The 18,042-nt window shown below is 63.1% G+C and carries 15 protein-coding genes; 12 read left to right on the forward strand and 3 right to left on the reverse strand.

From position 1 onward, the window contains the following. Nucleotides 1–106 precede the first annotated feature (106 nt). From FJW05_RS24935 to FJW05_RS24980, 10 genes are all read left to right on the forward strand, one after another. The gene (locus tag FJW05_RS24935) at nucleotides 107–1,594 is read left to right on the forward strand and encodes a DegQ family serine endoprotease (protein ID WP_140636503.1); all 1,488 of its coding nucleotides are present in this window, start codon (nucleotides 107–109) and stop codon (nucleotides 1,592–1,594) included. Nucleotides 1,595–1,717: 123 nt separating this feature from the next. Beyond that, complete coding sequence (locus FJW05_RS24940) at nucleotides 1,718–3,028, forward strand: replication-associated recombination protein A (protein WP_140636505.1); 1,311 nt, start codon at nucleotides 1,718–1,720, stop codon at nucleotides 3,026–3,028. 169 nt (nucleotides 3,029–3,197) lie between these two features. Further along, nucleotides 3,198–4,025 carry an aspartyl/asparaginyl beta-hydroxylase domain-containing protein gene (locus FJW05_RS24945; RefSeq protein ID WP_140636507.1) on the forward strand — a complete coding sequence of 276 codons (828 nt, stop codon included), beginning with the start codon at nucleotides 3,198–3,200 and terminating at the stop codon, nucleotides 4,023–4,025. Between the two features lie 259 nt (nucleotides 4,026–4,284). Then, nucleotides 4,285–5,232 carry a helix-turn-helix domain-containing protein gene (locus FJW05_RS24950; protein WP_224638986.1) on the forward strand — a complete coding sequence of 316 codons (948 nt, stop codon included), beginning with the start codon at nucleotides 4,285–4,287 and terminating at the stop codon, nucleotides 5,230–5,232. 135 nt (nucleotides 5,233–5,367) lie between these two features. Beyond that, nucleotides 5,368–6,885 (forward strand): aldehyde dehydrogenase, encoded by a 1,518-nt coding sequence (gene adh / locus FJW05_RS24955; protein WP_140636511.1) that lies wholly within the window; start codon nucleotides 5,368–5,370, stop codon nucleotides 6,883–6,885. 64 nt (nucleotides 6,886–6,949) lie between these two features. Next, entirely contained in the window at nucleotides 6,950–7,306 is a 357-nt protein-coding gene (locus FJW05_RS24960; protein WP_140636513.1) for a DUF779 domain-containing protein, read from the forward strand. A gap of 106 nt (nucleotides 7,307–7,412) precedes the next feature. After that, on the forward strand, nucleotides 7,413–8,393 hold the full coding sequence (locus FJW05_RS24965; RefSeq protein WP_140636515.1) for an RluA family pseudouridine synthase: 981 nt from the start codon (nucleotides 7,413–7,415) through the stop codon (nucleotides 8,391–8,393). Nucleotides 8,394–8,436: 43 nt separating this feature from the next. Further along, the gene (locus tag FJW05_RS24970; protein ID WP_140636561.1) at nucleotides 8,437–9,312 is read left to right on the forward strand and encodes a DMT family transporter; all 876 of its coding nucleotides are present in this window, start codon (nucleotides 8,437–8,439) and stop codon (nucleotides 9,310–9,312) included. A gap of 104 nt (nucleotides 9,313–9,416) precedes the next feature. Beyond that, nucleotides 9,417–10,256, forward strand: coding sequence for an ATP12 family chaperone protein (locus FJW05_RS24975; protein ID WP_140636517.1), 840 nt, complete (start codon nucleotides 9,417–9,419; stop codon nucleotides 10,254–10,256). Nucleotides 10,257–10,477: 221 nt separating this feature from the next. Beyond that, on the forward strand, nucleotides 10,478–12,367 hold the full coding sequence (locus tag FJW05_RS24980; RefSeq protein WP_140636519.1) for an MFS transporter: 1,890 nt from the start codon (nucleotides 10,478–10,480) through the stop codon (nucleotides 12,365–12,367). Nucleotides 12,368–12,453: 86 nt separating this feature from the next. Here the strand turns inward: FJW05_RS24980 and FJW05_RS24985 are convergent, their stop codons facing one another. Next, nucleotides 12,454–12,648, reverse strand: coding sequence for a DUF2735 domain-containing protein (locus FJW05_RS24985; protein WP_140636521.1), 195 nt, complete (start codon nucleotides 12,646–12,648; stop codon nucleotides 12,454–12,456). A 310-nt stretch (nucleotides 12,649–12,958) separates the two neighbouring features. Between FJW05_RS24985 and FJW05_RS24990 the strand changes: the two genes are divergently transcribed. Further along, nucleotides 12,959–13,996 carry a glutamine synthetase beta-grasp domain-containing protein gene (locus FJW05_RS24990; RefSeq protein WP_140636522.1) on the forward strand — a complete coding sequence of 346 codons (1,038 nt, stop codon included), beginning with the start codon at nucleotides 12,959–12,961 and terminating at the stop codon, nucleotides 13,994–13,996. Nucleotides 13,997–14,373: 377 nt separating this feature from the next. On the opposite strand, the gene glnA is transcribed toward FJW05_RS24990, so the two are convergent. After that, entirely contained in the window at nucleotides 14,374–15,783 is a 1,410-nt protein-coding gene (gene glnA, locus FJW05_RS24995; protein WP_095765489.1) for a type I glutamate--ammonia ligase, read from the reverse strand. A gap of 50 nt (nucleotides 15,784–15,833) precedes the next feature. Then, a complete protein-coding gene (locus tag FJW05_RS25000) occupies nucleotides 15,834–16,172 on the reverse strand; it encodes a P-II family nitrogen regulator (protein WP_018428041.1) in 339 nt (112 codons plus the stop codon). A gap of 346 nt (nucleotides 16,173–16,518) precedes the next feature. Here FJW05_RS25000 and FJW05_RS25005 point away from each other — a divergent pair, with 346 nt between their 5' ends. Next, nucleotides 16,519–18,036 carry an NAD(P)H-hydrate dehydratase gene (locus tag FJW05_RS25005; RefSeq protein WP_140636563.1) on the forward strand — a complete coding sequence of 506 codons (1,518 nt, stop codon included), beginning with the start codon at nucleotides 16,519–16,521 and terminating at the stop codon, nucleotides 18,034–18,036. Nucleotides 18,037–18,042: the final 6 nt, after the last annotated feature.

Here is an 18,042-nt window from a genome sequence, read left to right on the forward strand (position 1 = left end):
CGCCCAGGCTCAAGCTTTTGCGCGACAAGTGTCGCATTTGTGTGCATTAGCCTTTCATTCTGCACATTCGTCGAGACAATGGCGCCCTATCTGGAGGGATTCGAGAATGCACCTCAAACGACTGTTTCTTGTTGCCGCGCTGGCGGTCTTTGCCGCGGCACCGGCCGCAAGACAGGCTTTTGCCGAGGACGCCGCCAAGCCGGCCGATCCGGGCCTCTCCGACGTGCTGACCGATCTCTTGCATGGCGTCGAAGGCGAGAACGGCACGTCCGGCCCCGACAAGCGCGTGCCGTTCGGCCGCGAGGAGGTGCAGCTCTCCTTCGCGCCGCTGGTCAAGCAGACGGCGCCGGCCGTCGTCAATGTCTATGCCTCGCAAACCGCCAAGGTGACCTCGCCATTCGAAGGCGATCCCTTCTTCGAGGAGTTCTTCGGCCGTGCGCAGCCGCGCGCGCAATCCTCGCTGGGCTCCGGCGTGCTGGTGGATCCGAGCGGCGTGATCGTCACCAACTTCCACGTCATCAAGGACGCCGACGAGGTGAAGGTCGCAACCGCCGACGGACGCGAGTTCACCTCCAAGGTCATGCTCAAGGACGAGACGCTCGATCTCGCCGTGCTCAAGATCTCGGCCGACAAGCCGTTTCCTGTGATCGCCATCGGCGATTCCGACGCGCTTGAGGTCGGCGACCTTGTGCTCGCCATCGGCAATCCGTTCGGTGTCGGCCAGACCACCACCAGCGGCATTGTCTCGGCGCTCGCCCGCAGCCATATCGGCGTTTCGGATTCGGGCTATTTCATCCAGACCGATGCCGCCATCAATCCCGGCAACTCCGGCGGCGCGCTGATCAACATGGGCGGCCAGCTGGTCGGCATCAACACGGCCATCTACAGCCGCAGCGGCGGTTCGATCGGCATCGGCTTCGCCATTCCCTCGAACATGGTACGCGCCTTCGCCGACGCCGCCAAGGCCGGGCTCGACTTCTTCGAGCGTCCCTATATCGGAGCGGAATTCGAACTGGTGACGCCGCAGATCGCAGAGTCGCTCGGCATGGAGAAACCCACCGGCGCATTGGTGTCGTCCGTGGACGCGGCCGGGCCGGCGGGCAAGGCAGGGCTCAAGGCTGGCGACGTCATCCTGTCGCTCAACAACACGCCGGTCGAAAGCATCGAGGCGCTCGACTATCGCATGGCGACGCTGTCGATCGGCACCAAGGCGACCTTCGCCGTGCTGAGCAAGGGGCAGCAGGCGACGCTGGAAATCGCGCTGGAGCGCGCGCCGGAAGGCGCCAAGCCCAGCGAGATGACCTTGCGTGGCCGCAGCCCCTTTTCCGGAGCCAAGGTGGCGGAACTGTCGCCCAGGCTTGCCCAGCGGCTTGGCCTTCGCACCGACCTCAAGGGCGTCACCGTCATCGATATCAGCCGCGATTCGCCGGCCGCCGATTTCGGTTTCCAGCCCGGCGATATCGTGCGCGAGGTGAACGGCACCACCATCGAGACCGCGGCGACACTGGCGCAGGTTGCCCAGCAGGACACGCGCTGGTGGCGCTTTACCGTTGAGCGCGGCGGGCAGATACTGCGCCAGGTGTTGCGTTATTGAGGCGATCTGCCCATTTAGAGCATGATCCCGAATTGAAGGCCCGCGTAGCAAAAAGTGGGGACCGGTGTTCGGACAAGATCATGCTCTCAAACGAGCGGAACCGCGTTCAAACAAAAGACTTGCATGGCCGATCTGTTCAGTTCCGATGAGCCGGAAAAGGCGCCGCCCGGGCGGCCGCTGGCAGATCGGTTGCGCCCAAAAAACCTCGGCGAGGTCGTCGGGCAAGAGCATCTGACCGGACCTGACGGCGCGCTGACCAGGTTGATCGATTCGGGTTCGCTCGGCTCGATGATCTTCTGGGGTCCGCCCGGTACCGGCAAGACGACAGTGGCGCGGCTGCTCGCCGGCGAGACCAATCTTGCCTTCGAGCAGATCTCGGCCGTGTTTTCCGGTGTCGCGGACCTCAAGAAAGTGTTCGAGGCGGCCAAGCTCAGGCGCTCCAACGGCCGCCAGACGCTGCTCTTCGTCGACGAGATCCATCGCTTCAACCGCGCCCAGCAGGACGGGTTTTTGCCGGTGATGGAAGACGGCACCGTGGTGTTGGTCGGCGCCACCACGGAGAACCCGTCCTTCGAGCTGAATGCGGCGCTTCTGTCGCGCGCGCGCGTGCTGGTGTTCCGTTCGCTGGGTGAGGACAGCATCGCCAAGCTTCTGGCCCGGGCGGAAGAAACCGAGGGCAGGGCGCTGCCGCTTGACGAAGAAGCGCGCGCCATGCTGATCCGCATGGCGGATGGCGACGGCCGCGCCTCGCTGACGCTGGCTGAGGAAGTCTGGCGCGCCGCCAAGAAAGGCGAGGTGTTCGGGCCGGAAGGCCTGCAGCGCGTCATCCAGCGCCGTGCGCCGATCTATGACAAGGGCCAGGACGGCCATTACAATCTGATCTCGGCGCTACACAAATCGGTACGCGGCTCCGATCCGGATGCTGCGCTCTACTATCTTGCTCGCATGTTCGATGCCGGCGAGGATCCGCTTTATCTCGGCCGCCGCCTCGTGCGCATGGCGGTGGAGGATATCGGGCTCGCTGACCCACAGGCGCTTGTCGTGGCCAATGCGGCCAAGGACGCCTACGACTATCTCGGCTCGCCCGAGGGCGAGCTCGCCTTCGCCCAGGCCACAATCTATCTGGCGACGGCGCCGAAATCGAACGCCGTCTACACGGCCTTCAAGGCCGCGACCGCGGCGGCCAAGGAGTTCGGCTCGCTGCTGCCGCCGAAGCACATTCTCAATGCCCCGACCAAGCTGATGAAGCAGGAGGATTACGGCGCCGGCTATCGCTACGACCATGATGAGCCGGAGGCGTTTTCGGGACAGGACTATTTTCCGGAGAAGATGGGCCGGCGCACTTTCTACGATCCGCCGGAACGCGGTTTCGAGCGCGATATCCGCAAGCGGCTGGAATACTGGGCAAAGCTGCGCGGCGAACGGAGCAGCTGAGTTGCGCGGCCCGGCGGTCGGCACGCTTCGACGCGAAGCCGCGTTGTGGTGGACCACACCTGCTGCGGCATTGTGCCGGGAAACAAAAAATCCTATCAAGACGCACGGCTGGCGGGGGTCGCCGTGATGTTGTCCCATCGAACAGGATCGCGCTCCCGCGCGAATGACAATGACAAAGCAAACCGTCAAGACGCTCCGCAAGGCCGCCATCGCCGTCGTAGTTCTCGCGCTCGCCTTCTACTTCATCCCGATCCTGACCACCATCTGGGTCGTCTGCGGCCTGATCGATGTCATGCGCAATGACCAGAAGAACCAGAACCTGTTCGAGCGCTACTTCCTCGGCAATGGCCTGTTCACCTGGCTGTTGTCGCCGTTCAACCTGATCGTCGACCTTCTCAGCTACCGCAACCCCGGCGTCTGGAAGCCCGAGCAGTTCCCCGAGGACTATCAGCGCGAGATCAACGAGGTGCTGGGCGTCTTCAAGGCGCGCAAGGACGAGATCATCGCCGATATCGATGCCAATTTCGGCGCCGGCCGACGCGGCATGTATGTCTACCAGTGGTACGGCAAGCACAAGATCGATAACGTCCCCGAATTCAACAAGGATTACAAATACATCAAGACGATCGCGGTATCGGTTTTCAGCAAGCGCGAATCGACGTCCTGGCACTTCGGTCCGCTCCGGCTCAGCCTGCGCATCCTCTACAATCTGATACCGATCAAGGCCGAGATCTTCGTCCAGTGCGGCAGCAAGAAGAACTACTGGTACGACAATCCGCTGTTCATCTTCGACGACACGCTGTTCCACCGCTCGGTCAACGAATATGACGGCCGACGCTACTGCGTCTTCGTCGACATCATCCGGCCGTCGCCGTTTCCGAGGCTGATCGCGGGCCTTCTCGCCATCGTCTCGGTCAGCGTGGAGCGCATCAATTCGGTCTTCTACAAGAACTGGAAGATGATCGGCTCGTCCAAGCCGAAGGCGGCCGGCAACTGACCACGGCGGAACCCCGCCTCAATCCGCCTTAAACCAACGTCCAATGGCGCGGACGAACCGCGACCGCTAGGACTCCGGCACAATTCCAGGACACGCGTAGCGATTTTTCGTCGGGAATTGCGCAAGATCAAATACGCGTTCCGGCCGGCGTTCTATCGAAAGCTGACCCGCAACTGGAAATATTCCAGCGAGCATGATGACGGAGCGGCAGGAGGTTCCGCTCACCGGGAGGATTAGGTTGATTGGACGGCAACCAGCCGTGCACGCGGACCAGGTCCAGGCCTCGGTCGCCAAGAGCGATGCAGCCCATTCGGCGGTCGTCGCCTCCTGGCGGCGATCCCTCCAATTGCACGGCCTGGACCCCGCAGCACGCACGGCGCCGAGGCGGCTGACCGAAGGCGAGCTCAGGCTCACGAGGCAGCGCATGGAGCGATTGATCCGCGCGGCCGAACCCAGCCTCAATCGGCTCTATCTCGCCGTGGGCGGCGTCGGCTGCTGCGTCATGCTGGCGGATCGCGACGGCATCCCGGTCGAGCGCCGGGGCGCGGTCGCGGACGACGAGACATTCGATGAATGGGGCCTGTGGACCGGCACCGTCTGGAGCGAGGACAGCGAAGGCACCAACGGCATCGGCACCTGCATCGCCGACCAGCGCGCTCTGACCATCCACCGCGATCAGCATTTCTTCTCCCGCAACACGCTGCTGAGCTGCACCACGGCTCCGGTCTATGACCATGAGGGCAATCTGGCGGCGGCGCTCGATGTCTCGTCCTGCCGGTCGGACCTGACCGAGGGCTTTGTCCAGCTCATCGCGGTTGCGGTCGGCGACGCTGCGCGCCGGATCGAAGCGGAAAACTTCCGCATGGTGTTTTCGGATGCCCGCATCTTGCTCGCACCCGTCACCGAGCGCAGCGCCGGTGCGCTGATAGCGGTCGATTCGGATGATCTTGTGATCGGCGCGACGCGCTCTGCCCGTCTTGGTCTGGGCATAACGCGGGAAGCGCTGGCGAGAGGACTGCTTGCCACCGATATTCTCGGCGACTGCGCAAAGACCGCTGAGGATTTGGACGATGCCGAACGAGGTGTGGTTCAGCGGGCGCTGGCGCGCGCCGGCGGCAACGTCTCGGCCGCCGCGCAGAACCTCGGCATCTCCCGCGCCACCCTGCATCGCAAGCTCGCCCGCTTCGACATTCGCCGCCCGCATTGATTGCAGACCCGACTGTCGCAGTTCTGCGACAGTCGGGCGCCACGATCATCCAGCCCCGGGATGACAAACCTGAGCCCATCCGCAACCCTTCCTCCATAGCGCCGCATCCCGCGGCGTGCTCATTGGGAGGCAGTGATGAACAAGGTGGAATTCTCGCGCACGGCCAAGGTTCCTTTCGCCAAACGCTACGACAACTTCATCGGCGGCAAATGGACGGCGCCGCTCTCCGGCAGATATTTCGAAAACATCTCGCCGGTCACCGGCCGGCCGCTCTGCGAGATTGCCCGGTCGGACGCAAATGACATCGAGGCCGCGCTTGATGCCGCCCACAAGGCCAAGGACGCCTGGGGCAAGACCAGCCCCGCGGCCCGCGCGCTGATCCTCAACCGCATCGCCGACCGCATGGAGGACAATCTCGATCTGCTGGCGCTCGCCGAGACCTGGGACAATGGCAAGCCGATCCGCGAGACGAACGCCGCCGACCTGCCTCTGGCCATCGACCATTTCCGCTATTTCGCCGGCGTGCTGCGCAGCCAGGAAGGCTCGATCTCCGAAATCGACCACGACACCGTCGCCTACCATTTCCATGAGCCGCTCGGTGTCGTCGGCCAGATCATTCCGTGGAACTTCCCGTTGCTGATGGCGGTGTGGAAGCTGGCGCCGGCGCTCGCCGCCGGCAATTGCGTGGTGCTGAAGCCCGCCGAGCAGACACCCGCCACGATTATGCTGTGGGCCGACCTCATCGGTGACCTCTTGCCCGAAGGCGTGCTCAACATCGTCAACGGCTTCGGCCTGGAGGCCGGCAAGCCGCTGGCCTCGTCGAACCGCATCGCCAAGATCGCCTTCACCGGCGAGACCACCACCGGCCGCCTGATCTCGCAATATGCCAGCCAGAACCTTATTCCGGTGACGCTCGAGCTTGGCGGCAAATCGCCCAACATCTTCTTCCAGGACGTGACCGCCGAAGACGACGATTTCTTCGACAAGGCGATCGAGGGCTTCGTCATGTTCGCGCTCAACCAGGGCGAGGTCTGCACGTGCCCCAGCCGCGCGCTGGTGCACGAGAAGATCTACGATAAGTTCATCGAGCGCGCGCTGAAGCGTGTCGAGGCAATCGTCCAGGGCGATCCGCTCGATCCCGCCACCATGATCGGCGCGCAGGCCTCGAGCGAGCAGTTGGAAAAGATCCTGTCCTACTTCGACATCGGCCGCCAGGAAGGCGCCGAGCTCTTGACCGGCGGCGAGCAGAACCATCTGCCGGGCGACCTTGCCGGCGGCTACTATGTCAAGCCGACCGTGTTCAAGGGCAACAACAAGATGCGCATCTTCCAGGAGGAGATCTTTGGACCCGTCGTGTCCGTGACGACCTTCAAGGACGATGACGAGGCGCTGTCGATCGCCAACGACACCCTCTACGGCCTCGGCGCCGGCATCTGGAGCCGCGACGCGAACCGCTGCTACCGCTTCGGCCGCGCTATCCAGGCCGGACGTGTCTGGACCAACTGCTATCACGCCTATCCGGCGCATGCCGCCTTCGGCGGCTATAAGCAGTCGGGCATCGGCCGCGAGACGCACAAGATGATGCTCGACCACTATCAGCAGACCAAGAACATGCTGGTCAGCTACAGCCCGAAGAAGCTCGGCTTCTTCTGATCCTCCCTGGGCGAAGAGGAGGGCGCGGCCCACCCGCGTCCTCCCGTCAGTCGAGGAGGATTTGATGGACAAGCCTTCGTTGAGCAAGGTGTCGGCCACGCCGGAGGCCGAGGCGCTGCTTGCCGAGATCATCGCCGATCACGGCCCGGTTCTGTTCCACCAGTCCGGTGGTTGCTGCGACGGCTCTTCGCCGATGTGCTACCCGCGTGGCGAGTTCATAATCGGCGACAATGACGTGAAATTGGGCGAAATCGGCGATACGCCGGTCTATATCGGCGCCTCGCAATATGAGGCGTGGAAGCACACCGACCTCATCATCGACGTGGTGAAGGGCAGGGGCGGCATGTTCTCGCTCGATAATGGCCGCGAGAAGCGCTTCCTGACCCGCTCGACCATATGCGCGGTACCTTCGGAGAGTTGATCTGATGACGCGACAATTGGGGTAATCGTCGCGCTTTGTTGGTCTTTGGCTCGCAACCTGTTCGCCTTAGTGCTATGGCGCCGCTTTGGAATGGAAAAGCGAAGTTATGGCGGGTGTTGAACAGATCACGGTTGAGGCCGGCGAGGCGGGCATGCGGCTCGATCGCTGGTTCAAGGTCCATTATCCGGGCCTCGGCTTCGGCCATCTGCAGAAACTGCTTCGGTCGGGGCAAATCCGCGTCGATGGCGGCCGGGTGAAGGCCGACACGCGTGTCGAGCCAGGCCAGTCTGTTCGCGTTCCGCCGCTCGACGTCGATAAGAAGGGGGATGCGCCGCTCACCGGCCACTCGATCCGCAACCAGGGCGATGCCGACGTGCTCGCCAAGATGCTTCTGCATGAGGACCCGAAAGTCTTCGTCTTCAACAAGCCGGCGGGGCTCGCCGTGCAGGGCGGCTCCGGCGTCACCCGCAATGTCGACGACATGCTGGAAGCCTGGCGCAGCCAGAAGGGCGAGAAGCCGCGCCTCGTCCACCGCCTCGACCGTGACACCTCCGGCGTGCTGGTGGTTGCCCGCACCCGTCTTGCCGCGATGAAGCTGTCGGAAGCGTTCCGCGCGCGCGAGACCAAGAAAACCTACTGGGCGCTGGTCAAGGGCGTGCCGCCCAAGCGCGAGGACAAGATCTCGACCTGGCTGATCAAGGAGCCGACGGAGGATGGCGACCGCGTGCGCGTGGCCGCGCATGGCGAGAAGGGCGCCGACCACGCCGTCTCCTACTACCGCGTCATCGAGCAGGCGGCGCAGACGATGACCTGGCTGGAGATGGAGCCCTATACCGGCCGCACGCACCAGCTTCGCGTTCACGCCGCCTACATAGGTTGCCCGATCATCGGCGATCCCAAATATTTCGAGGCCGATACCAACTGGGATTTCCCGGGCGGCATTCAAAACCGCCTGCACCTGCATGCGCGCCGCATCATCATCCCGCATCCAGACCATGGCGTCATCGACGTCACGGCGCCGATGCCGCCGCATATGCGCCAGAGCTGGAACCTGATCGGCTTCGACGACCAGAGCGCGGAAGACTGACTTGACTGTCGCCCCCGCATTGGACAGACGCGATGCAGTCGATATGGCGGCGGCGGCCATCATGGTCGGACTGACCTTTTCCTGGGGGCTGAACTATGTCGCCGCAAAAGTCTCCTACGCAGGCTATGATCCCGTCTTCGTCTCGATCGCACGTTCGCTCATCGGGGGAGCTTGCGTGTTCGCCTGGTGCCGGCTGCGTGGCATCAAGCTCTTCGAAGCGGATAGGACTCTGGCCGCCGGCATCGTCGTCGGCGTGCTCTTCGGCGTCGAGTTCCTGTGCCTCTATATCGGCCTCGAATATACGACCGTTGCCCGCAACACGCTCTTGGTCAACACCATGCCGTTCTGGGTGCTGATCGGCGGACATTTCCTGCTTGGCGAGCGCATCAACGCGCGCAAGCTCGGTGGGCTTGTTCTCGCCTTCTGCGGCTTGGCGGCGGTCTTCTCCGACGGCATCACTGCCGGCAGCGGCGCGACACTGACCGGCGATCTGCTCAGTCTCGGCTCGGGCATTCTCTGGGCGGCGACCAGCATCGTCATCAAGCGATCGAGGCTGGTCGAGATGCGCGCGGAGAAACTGCTGCTCTATCAGCTGGCCGGCGCCGCCGTCGTCGGCCTCCTGGTGATGCCTTTCGCCGGCCCGCCCATCCGCGCGCTTGCCGTCCTGCCGACACTGGCGCTGCTGTTCCAGTCTTTCTATATCGTCGCCTTCACCTATGTGTTGTGGTTCTGGCTGCTCACGCGCTATCCGGCGGCCGGCTTGTCGAGCTTCGCCTTTCTGTCGCCGGTGTTCGGCGTCCTGTGCGGCGCGGTGCTGTTGGGCGAGCTGCCGACGACCAGGATTTTCCTGGCGCTCGGCCTGATTGCCGCCGGACTGGTCATCGTCAATCGGCCGGCGCGCAGACAACCCACACCATAGATCAGCTCGCGGAACGGCAAGGCTGCCCTATCTCTTTGTGTTGACGCGATTGCGGACGGAAAACCGCTTCACAATTTTCCTCAAATTGCTTTAAGGAGTTCGGCATGCGCGACATCCTCGAAGACCTCGAAGCCGGTAAGCTGCTTTCGGATCCCGATCCTGTGCGCCGCGCCCAGATCCAGATGAAGACGCCGCTGCCGAAGCGTTTCTACAAGGCTGTTTCGGTAGCTCCTGTCGAGAATGGCTTTGCCGTTCATCTGGACGGCCGCCCCGTGCGCACGCCGGGCAAGGCTGTGATGGTGCTGCCGACCGAAAAGGCTGCAGCACTTGTGGCCGCGGAATTCAGCGCACAAGGCGAGGTCATCGATCCCGTGACGATGCCGGTCATGCGGCTGGTGAACACCGCCATCGACGGCGTCGCCTCCGATCCGCAGGCGGTGCTCGAAGATATCCTGCGCTTCGCCTCGTCCGATCTTCTTTGCTACCGCGCCGATGGCCCGCAAGGCCTGGTCGATCGCCAGAACAAGCATTGGGACCCGGTGCTGGACTGGGCGCGCGGCCACCTCGGCGCACGCTTCAACCTTGCCGAAGGCGTCATCCATGTCGAGCAGCCGCGCGAGACCATCGCCGTCCTCGGCGCGCATCTTGGCCAGCGCTCGGAGCCGATGCGGCTGGCCGCCATCCATGTCATGACCGCGCTGACCGGCTCGGCGCTGCTGGCTTTAGCGGTCGATTTCGGCGAGCTCGACGGCGAGGAAGCCTGGGCGGCCGGCCATGTCGACGAGGATTGGCAGATCGAGCATTGGGGCCAGGATGCGGAGGCCTTGGCGCGCCGCTTGGCGCGCAAGCGCGACATGATGGCGGCGGTCAGCCTGCTCGAGGCACTACAGGCCAAAGCAATTCCAGGAAAAGTGCGTAGCGGTTTTCCGTCCGGAATTGCGTAAACAAAACCTGGAGTGGGTCGGCAATCTCCAGAGCCGAGCCACTCCACGCCTTCGCACTGCACCTAATACGAAAGTCATAATCCCATCGTCGCGGTGCCTTTCGCGCGCCCTTTCTGTCATTTTTCCTTCGTTGGCTGCGTTTTCGAATCTGCGTTCGCAGGAGCGCGGACGGTGGCGCGCAGCCATCGAGGACAGACGGGATCTCACGGGAGGATACATCAATGGCAATGGCCTCGACCGCCGGCAGAACCAGCCGCGGCATGACGCGGGAGGAGAAGAAAGTCATCTTCGCCTCCTCGCTCGGCACCGTTTTCGAATGGTACGATTTCTATCTCTACGGCTCGCTGGCCGCCTTCATCGGCTCAACCTTCTTCAGCCCGGCGATTCCCGAGGCGACGCGCAACATCTTTGCGCTGCTTGCCTTTGCCGCCGGCTTCCTTGTCCGCCCGTTCGGCGCGCTGCTTTTCGGGCGCATCGGCGATCTTGTCGGCCGCAAATATACCTTCCTCGTCACCATGACGATCATGGGCCTGTCGACCTTCCTGGTCGGCTTGCTGCCTGGCTACGCAACCTTGGGCATCTTGGCTCCCGTGATCCTGATCGGGTTGCGCATGTTGCAAGGCCTGGCGCTCGGCGGCGAATATGGCGGTGCCGCGACCTATGTCGCCGAGCACGCGCCTGACGACCGCCGCGGCTACTACACATCGTGGATCCAGACCACGGCGACGCTCGGCCTGTTCCTGTCGCTGATCGTCATCTTGGTCGTGCAAGGCTCGCTCAGCAAGGAAACCTACGCCGTCTGGGGCTGGCGCATTCCCTTCATCGTCTCTTTCCTGTTGCTTGCCATTTCGATCTGGATCCGGCTGTCGCTCTCGGAGTCGCCAACTTTCCAGCGCATGAAGGAAGAGGGCAAGGGCTCCAAGGCGCCGCTGTCGGAAGCCTTCGGTCAATGGAAGAACGCCAAGATCGCGCTGCTGGCGCTGCTCGGCCTCACCGCCGGCCAGGCCGTGATCTGGTACAACGGGCAGTTCTACGCCCTGTTCTTCCTCACGAACGTGCTGAAGGTCGATGCGTGGTCGGTCAACATCATGATCGCTATCGCGCTTGCCGTCGGCTCGATCTTCTTCGTCGTGTTCGGCTGGCTGTCGGATAAGATCGGCCGCAAGCCCATCATCATGGCCGGGCTTGCGTTGGGCATCGTCTGCACCTTCCCGCTGTTCAAGGCGCTGACCTGGGCCGCCAATCCGGCCCTGGCCACCGCGCAGCAGAACACCCGCGCGACGGTGACGGCGGCGCCCGGCGACTGCAAGTTCCAGTTCAATCCGGTCGGCACGGCGAAGTTCACGACATCCTGTGATATCGCGACGTCGTTCCTGACCAAGAACTCGGTGCCTTACGACGTCGTTGCGACGGCGGCGCCCGGCACGGCTGCCACGGTCAAGATCGGCAATGAGACGGTGGCGTCCTATGACGCCGTTGCCGCTGGCGATCAGGCCAAGGCCAAGGAGGCGGCCTTCCAGAAAGCGGTGAACACGTCGCTGCGGGACGGCGGCTATCCGCTGAAGCGCGCAGCAGCCAAGGTTCCGGACCAGAAGCTCGACGCCTTCATCGCGGCCAATCCCGAACTCAAGCTCGATGCCGCGGCCATCCGCGGCGGCGAAAAGGCGACGGTTTCGGCCGACAAGGCGATCGCCGACAAGCTGCTGACCAAGGACGAGGCGGCGGGTGCGCCCGAAGTCACCGTCTACAACATCCCGGGCGGCGGTCCGTTCGCCATGACTGCCGATCCGGCAGCCATCAACTGGCCGCTCACGATCGGCATCCTGTTCATCCTGGTGCTGTTCGTGACCATGGTCTATGGGCCGATCGCGGCCATCCTGGTCGAGATGTTCCCGACCCGCATTCGCTACACCGGCATGTCGCTGCCCTACCACATCGGCAATGGCTGGTTCGGCGGTCTGCTGCCGGCAACGGTGTTCGCGCTCAGCGCCTACAAGGGCGATATCTACTACGGTCTCTGGTATCCGGTGATCATCGCGGCAATGTCGCTTATCATCGGCATGATCTTCGTCAGGGATACGCTCGGCACAGACCTCCACGCCAAGGAATGACCTCGGTCATCCTGTTCAAACAGAAGGCCCGGCGTGAGCGATCACGCCGGGCTTTTTTCATGCCCAATTGGAAGAAAGCGGTCAGCTCAGCTCTTGCGCTGCTGGTTCTCTTCCTCGATCGCCGCTTCGTGGTACCAGCCGTCGAAGTCGGCGTGCTCGCCGCGAAGTGCTGCAAGTTCTGCCGCGAATTTGGCCTTGGCGCCTAAATTTGAGGCAGGCTTACGTGCTGCGAGCGGGAACAGCAGGACTTTTGCCGATGGCCGCGATGGCGTGACTTGCATTGCCGATCTCCTCGCCTTTTCAGGAGCGTACCGATTCACCTTCCCATCAAAATATGCCCTGCGATTCCTTTAGGCAATATGCTTACAAAAAGATCAGCAAATGCCTATTTTATAAGCAAAAACGGCACCTGAACGATCCGGTCGCATTGCTGAGACGGCTCAACAAAATCAACGTGTTGCCATGACCATTTTGCCGCACCCCGCGAAGGCCGAGTGGCATATGAATTGCTTTTTGACCGTCGGCAGGCCGGCTCGAGCCGGCCGAGCGTCGCCACCCTTTGGCGGTGATCAAGCAACGAGAGGCTCTAGAATGACCAAATACAAGCTCGAGTATATCTGGCTGGACGGCTACACACCGGTCCCCAACCTGCGCGGCAAGACCCAGATCAAGGAATTCGCCGAGTTCCCGGCGCTCGAGCAGCTGCCGCTATGGGGCTTCGACGGTTCCTCCACCAACCAGGCCGAGGGCCGCAGCTCTGATTGCGTGCTGAAGCCGGTCGCGCTTTATCCGGACCCGGTCCGCACCAACGGCATTCTGGTCATGTGCGAAGTGATGATGCCGGATGGCGTCACCCCGCATGAATCCAACAGCCGCGCGACCATCCTCGACGACGAGGATGCCTGGTTTGGCTTCGAGCAGGAATATTTCTTCTACAAGGACGGCCGTCCGCTTGGCTTCCCCGAGAGCGGCTACCCGGCCCCGCAGGGTCCGTATTACACCGGCGTCGGCTATAAGAACGTCGGCGATGTCGCCCGTCAGATCGTCGAGGAGCATCTCGACCTTTGCCTCGCCGCCGGCATCAACCATGAAGGCATCAACGCCGAAGTGGCCAAGGGCCAGTGGGAATTCCAGATTTTCGGCAAGGGCTCCAAGAAGGCCGCCGACCAGATCTGGATGGCGCGCTATCTGCTGCTGCGTCTGACCGAAAAATACGGCATCGACATCGAGTTCCACTGCAAGCCGCTCGGCGACACCGACTGGAACGGCTCGGGGATGCACTGCAACTTCTCGACCAAGTACATGCGTGAAGTCGGCGGCAAGGCCTATTTCGAGGCGCTGATGGCGCAGTTCGACAAGAACCTGATGGATCATATCGCGGTCTACGGCCCGGACAACGACAAGCGCCTGACCGGCAAGCACGAAACCGCGCCGTGGAACAAGTTCTCCTACGGCGTCGCCGACCGCGGCGCTTCGATCCGCGTTCCGCACTCCTTCGTCAAGAACGACTACAAGGGCTACCTGGAAGACCGTCGCCCGAACTCGCAGGGCGACCCCTACCAGATCGCCTCGCAGGTGCTGAAGACGATCTCGCAGGTTTCGACCGCCGCGGTTTCGGCCGCCGCCTGATCTCCTCGCTTGCTAGGGGCGCAGGCCCCCCGGCACGATGAGCACGCTAGGAAAGCCCCAGCGGAAACCCGCTGGGGCTTTTTTTGCATGGGATAAGCCGGCAATACAGGTCCGCCTGCCGCTGTCAGGTGGCAATGACGTCACGCGATTTGAGCGCTGCCCGCCATATCTTGGCGTGGGGCAGGGCGCGGCGTGCGGTTCCCGTCGCGGTTGACCAAGGCGATGAAGATGTTGCCGGAGAAATGCGAGCCGATAGTGCCCGCACGCGCCAGGCCGAGCGGCACGCGCCGCGCCAGCGCGAAAACCCGTCTTCTGAAATGAAAAGCCCTTGGAAGGGAGTGCCTTCCAAGGGCGGAATTTTCTATCCGATCAGAAGCTTAGACCGAATAATACATGTCGTATTCGACCGGATGCGGGGTCATTTCGAAGCGCATGACCTCGGCCATCTTGAGCTCGATATAGGAGTCGATCTGATCGTCGTCGAAGACGCCGCCGGCCTTCAGGAAGCCGCGGTCCTTGTCGAGGTTCTGCAGCGCTTCGCGCAGCGAGCCGCAAACGGTCGGGATCTTCTTCAGCTCCTTCGGCGGCAGGTCGTAGAGATCCTTGTCCATCGGCTGTCCAGGGTGGATCTTGTTCTTGATGCCGTCGAGGCCGGCCATCAGCATGGCGGCGAAGCCGAGATAGGGGTTCGCGCCCGGATCGGGGAAGCGGACCTCGACGCGCTTCGACTTCGGCGAGTTGCCGAACGGAATGCGGCAGGAAGCCGAGCGGTTGCGCGCCGAATAAGCGAGCAGCACCGGCGCCTCATAGCCCGGCACCAGACGCTTGTAGGAGTTGGTCAGCGGGTTGGTGAAGGCGTTGATCGCCTTGGCGTGCTTGATGATGCCGCCGATGTAATAGAGGCAGCTCTCCGACAGGCCGGCATATTCGTTGCCGGCGAAGGTCGGCTTGCCGCCCTTCCAGATCGACTGGTGGACGTGCATGCCCGAGCCGTTGTCGCCGAACACCGGCTTCGGCATGAAGGTGGCTGTCTTGCCGTAGGCGTTGGCGACCTGGTGCACGACATACTTGTAGATCAGCATCTTGTCGGCGTTGCGCACCAGCGTGTCGAACTTGATGCCGAGCTCGTGCTGCGCGGCGGCGACCTCATGGTGGTGCTTTTCGACGCGCACGCCCATTTCGGCGAGCACGGTCAGCATCTCGGAACGCATGTCCTGGCAGGAATCGATCGGCGGCACCGGGAAATAGCCGCCCTTGATGCGCGGACGGTGGCCGAGATTGCCGGTCTCGTAGTCGGTGTCGTCATTGGAGGGCAGTTCGGTCGAGTCGAGACGGAAGCCGGTGTTGTAGGGATCGGCCTTGTACTTGACGTCGTCGAACACGAAGAATTCGGCCTCGGGACCGACATAGATGGTGTCGCCGATGCCTTCCGCCTTCATGTAGGCCTCGGCCTTCTTGGCGGTGCCGCGCGGATCGCGGTTGTAAGCCTCGCCCGAAATCGGATCGAGGATGTCGCACAGGATGACCATGGTCGACTGGGCGAAGAACGGATCCATGTGGACGGTATCGGTGTCCGGCATCAGCACCATGTCGGATTCGTTGATTGCCTTCCAGCCGGCGATCGAGGAGCCGTCGAACATGACGCCGTCGGCGAACATGTCTTCCTCCACCTCGACGACATCCATCGTCACATGTTGCAGCTTGCCCCGCGGATCGGTGAAGCGCAGGTCAACGAATTTCACGTCGTTGTCCTTGATCTGCTTCATGATGTCTTTGGCTGTCGTCATGTCATTTCTTCCCTGTGTGATGACGTCCGGAAATGGATTGTAGGTTTTGGTCAGATGGCGTCGATGCCGGTCTCGCCCGTGCGGATGCGCACGACTTCCTCTATGTTGGAGACGAAGATTTTTCCATCGCCGATGCGGCCGGTCTGCGCCGCCTTGCGGATGGCCTCGATGGCGCCTTCGACAGCCTCGTCGCCAAGCACCACCTCGATCTTCACCTTGGGCAGGAAATCGACGACATATTCGGCGCCGCGATAGAGCTCGGTATGGCCCTTCTGACGGCCGAAACCCTTCGCTTCGGTGACGGTGATGCCTTGCAGTCCGGCCTCCTGAAGCGCTTCCTTCACTTCGTCCAGCTTGAATGGCTTGATGATCGCTTCGATCTTTTTCATGTAAAAAGTGGCCTCCACTGCCAAGAAGACGGGTTGTGTGCCCCGCTTGCGCCTTCATTAAGCACGAAGCGTGCCAATCCTGAGGAGTGCAGACGGGGAGGGGCGTTTTCGCGCCCATGCCGCGTCCGGATGCAAATTCGCGTCATCGGCTGCATCGGATGCGTCATGGACGCCCAAACCGTATACATCGCTCCTCCTCGCGTCTGCGCAAAAAATGGGCAGACAGCGCAATTTGCAGGCTGAACCCCTCCCGGATGCGACCGCATTTGCAAGACAATGCGCGGTCACTGGTTTGCTTCGAACCGAAAACTGGACAATGCTTGATCGCATGGAGATCGGCAATCCCATGCGCAATGAACTTCTATCGCCGGCGGAAATGGCCGAGGCCGACAAGCTGACAATCGCGGCCGGACCGCTCGACGGCTATCGCTTGATGCTACGCGCCGGCGAGGCGGTCGCTGCCGTCGTGCTGGCGCGCTATCCTGGCGCGAAGAAGGTGCATGTGCTGTGCGGCCCGGGCAACAATGGCGGCGACGGCTACGTCGTGGCGCGGCTGCTGGCCGAGGCCGGCGTCGATGTGGCCCTGTGGGCGTCAGGCGAACCGAAGGCAGGCAGCGACGCCGCGCTCGCGGCGGCTGATTGCGCTCTGGAGCGGCACCCGCTTTCAGCCTTCACCGCGGAAGCTGGATCGCTGGTTGTCGACGCCATCTATGGTGCGGGCCTGTCGAAGCCTCTCGCCGGCGACGCCAGAGGCGCGGTCGACACCGCGACGGGCATGAACCTGCCGGTTGTCGCGATCGACCTGCCTTCGGGCGTTTCAGGCGAAAGCGGCGAAGTCCTCGGCTCGGCATTTCGCGCGGCTCTCACGGTGACCTTCGCACGAAAGAAGCCTGGGCATCTGCTGCTGCCTGGCCGCGAGCGATGCGGCGAGATCGTGTTGGCCGACATCGGCATCCGCGACGAGATCATCGACGAGGTCGCGCCGCGGGCCTTTGAGAACCGCCCCGGGCTCTGGATCGCAAGCTTTCCCGCGCCCGCCCTGGACACGCACAAATACAAGCGCGGCCATGCCAGCGTCTTTTCGGGCGGACCATCGGCGACGGGCGCGGCGCGGCTGTCGGCGCTTGCGGCCGCCAGAAGCGGAGCAGGGGCCGTCACCGTGCTCTCGCCCGCCAAGGCCATGCAGGTCAACGCGGCGCATCTGACCTCGATCATGCTGCGCAAGGTCGACGCGATCGAGGATGTGCATGATCTTATCGGCGATCGCCGGCCGTCCGCCTTCGTCCTCGGCCCCGGCTTCGGCATCGGTGACAAGGCGCGCGATTTCGCGCTCGCCGTGCTCGCCAAAAACCGGCAGGACGGCGGTGTCGAGGGCCTCGTGCTCGACGCCGACGGCATCACGTCTTTCCGCAATGCGGCCTCGACGCTGTTCGAGGCAGCGGCCAGACCGGATGCGCCGGCGTTGATCATGACGCCGCATGAGGGTGAGTTCGGCAGGTTGTTTGCCGACATTGCCGGCAACAAGACGTCGTCGAAGCTGGCCAAGGCGCGCGAAGCCGCGCTGCGCGCCAACGCCGTGATCGTCTATAAGGGCGCCGACAGCGTGATCGCCGCGCCGGACGGCCGCGCCGCGATCAACAGCAACGGCGCGCCATGGCTCGCCACCGCCGGTTCGGGCGACGTGCTGGCGGGCATCATTGCCGGGCTCCTGGCGCAAGGCATGCCGGCCTTCGAAGCGGCTTGCGCCGCGGTCTGGGTCCATGCCGAAGCCGGCAGCCGGTTCGGGCCGGGTTTGATCGCAGAAGACCTGCCTCTGGCCATGGTGCCGGTTCTTCGCGAGCTGGCGCAGAGCGCTGTCCTATGAAGCGGC

It is taken from the genome of Mesorhizobium sp. B2-9-1 (assembly GCF_006439455.1).
GTDB lineage: Bacteria > Pseudomonadota > Alphaproteobacteria > Rhizobiales > Rhizobiaceae > Mesorhizobium.

Coding starts and splice junctions, on each gene's coding strand:
- FJW05_RS24970 (WP_140636561.1), top strand. CDS start 8,437: ATGGCGGCGGCGGCCATCATGGTCGGACTGACCTTTTCCTGGGGGCTG.
- FJW05_RS24940 (WP_140636505.1), top strand. CDS start 1,718: ATGGCCGATCTGTTCAGTTCCGATGAGCCGGAAAAGGCGCCGCCCGGG.
- FJW05_RS24980 (WP_140636519.1), top strand. CDS start 10,478: ATGGCAATGGCCTCGACCGCCGGCAGAACCAGCCGCGGCATGACGCGG.
- FJW05_RS25000 (WP_018428041.1), bottom strand. CDS start 16,172: ATGAAAAAGATCGAAGCGATCATCAAGCCATTCAAGCTGGACGAAGTG.
- FJW05_RS24960 (WP_140636513.1), top strand. CDS start 6,950: ATGGACAAGCCTTCGTTGAGCAAGGTGTCGGCCACGCCGGAGGCCGAG.
- FJW05_RS24965 (WP_140636515.1), top strand. CDS start 7,413: ATGGCGGGTGTTGAACAGATCACGGTTGAGGCCGGCGAGGCGGGCATG.
- FJW05_RS24985 (WP_140636521.1), bottom strand. CDS start 12,648: ATGCAAGTCACGCCATCGCGGCCATCGGCAAAAGTCCTGCTGTTCCCG.
- FJW05_RS25005 (WP_140636563.1), top strand. CDS start 16,519: ATGCGCAATGAACTTCTATCGCCGGCGGAAATGGCCGAGGCCGACAAG.
- FJW05_RS24990 (WP_140636522.1), top strand. CDS start 12,959: ATGACCAAATACAAGCTCGAGTATATCTGGCTGGACGGCTACACACCG.
- FJW05_RS24945 (WP_140636507.1), top strand. CDS start 3,198: ATGACAAAGCAAACCGTCAAGACGCTCCGCAAGGCCGCCATCGCCGTC.
- FJW05_RS24935 (WP_140636503.1), top strand. CDS start 107: ATGCACCTCAAACGACTGTTTCTTGTTGCCGCGCTGGCGGTCTTTGCC.
- adh (WP_140636511.1), top strand. CDS start 5,368: ATGAACAAGGTGGAATTCTCGCGCACGGCCAAGGTTCCTTTCGCCAAA.
- glnA (WP_095765489.1), bottom strand. CDS start 15,783: ATGACGACAGCCAAAGACATCATGAAGCAGATCAAGGACAACGACGTG.
- FJW05_RS24975 (WP_140636517.1), top strand. CDS start 9,417: ATGCGCGACATCCTCGAAGACCTCGAAGCCGGTAAGCTGCTTTCGGAT.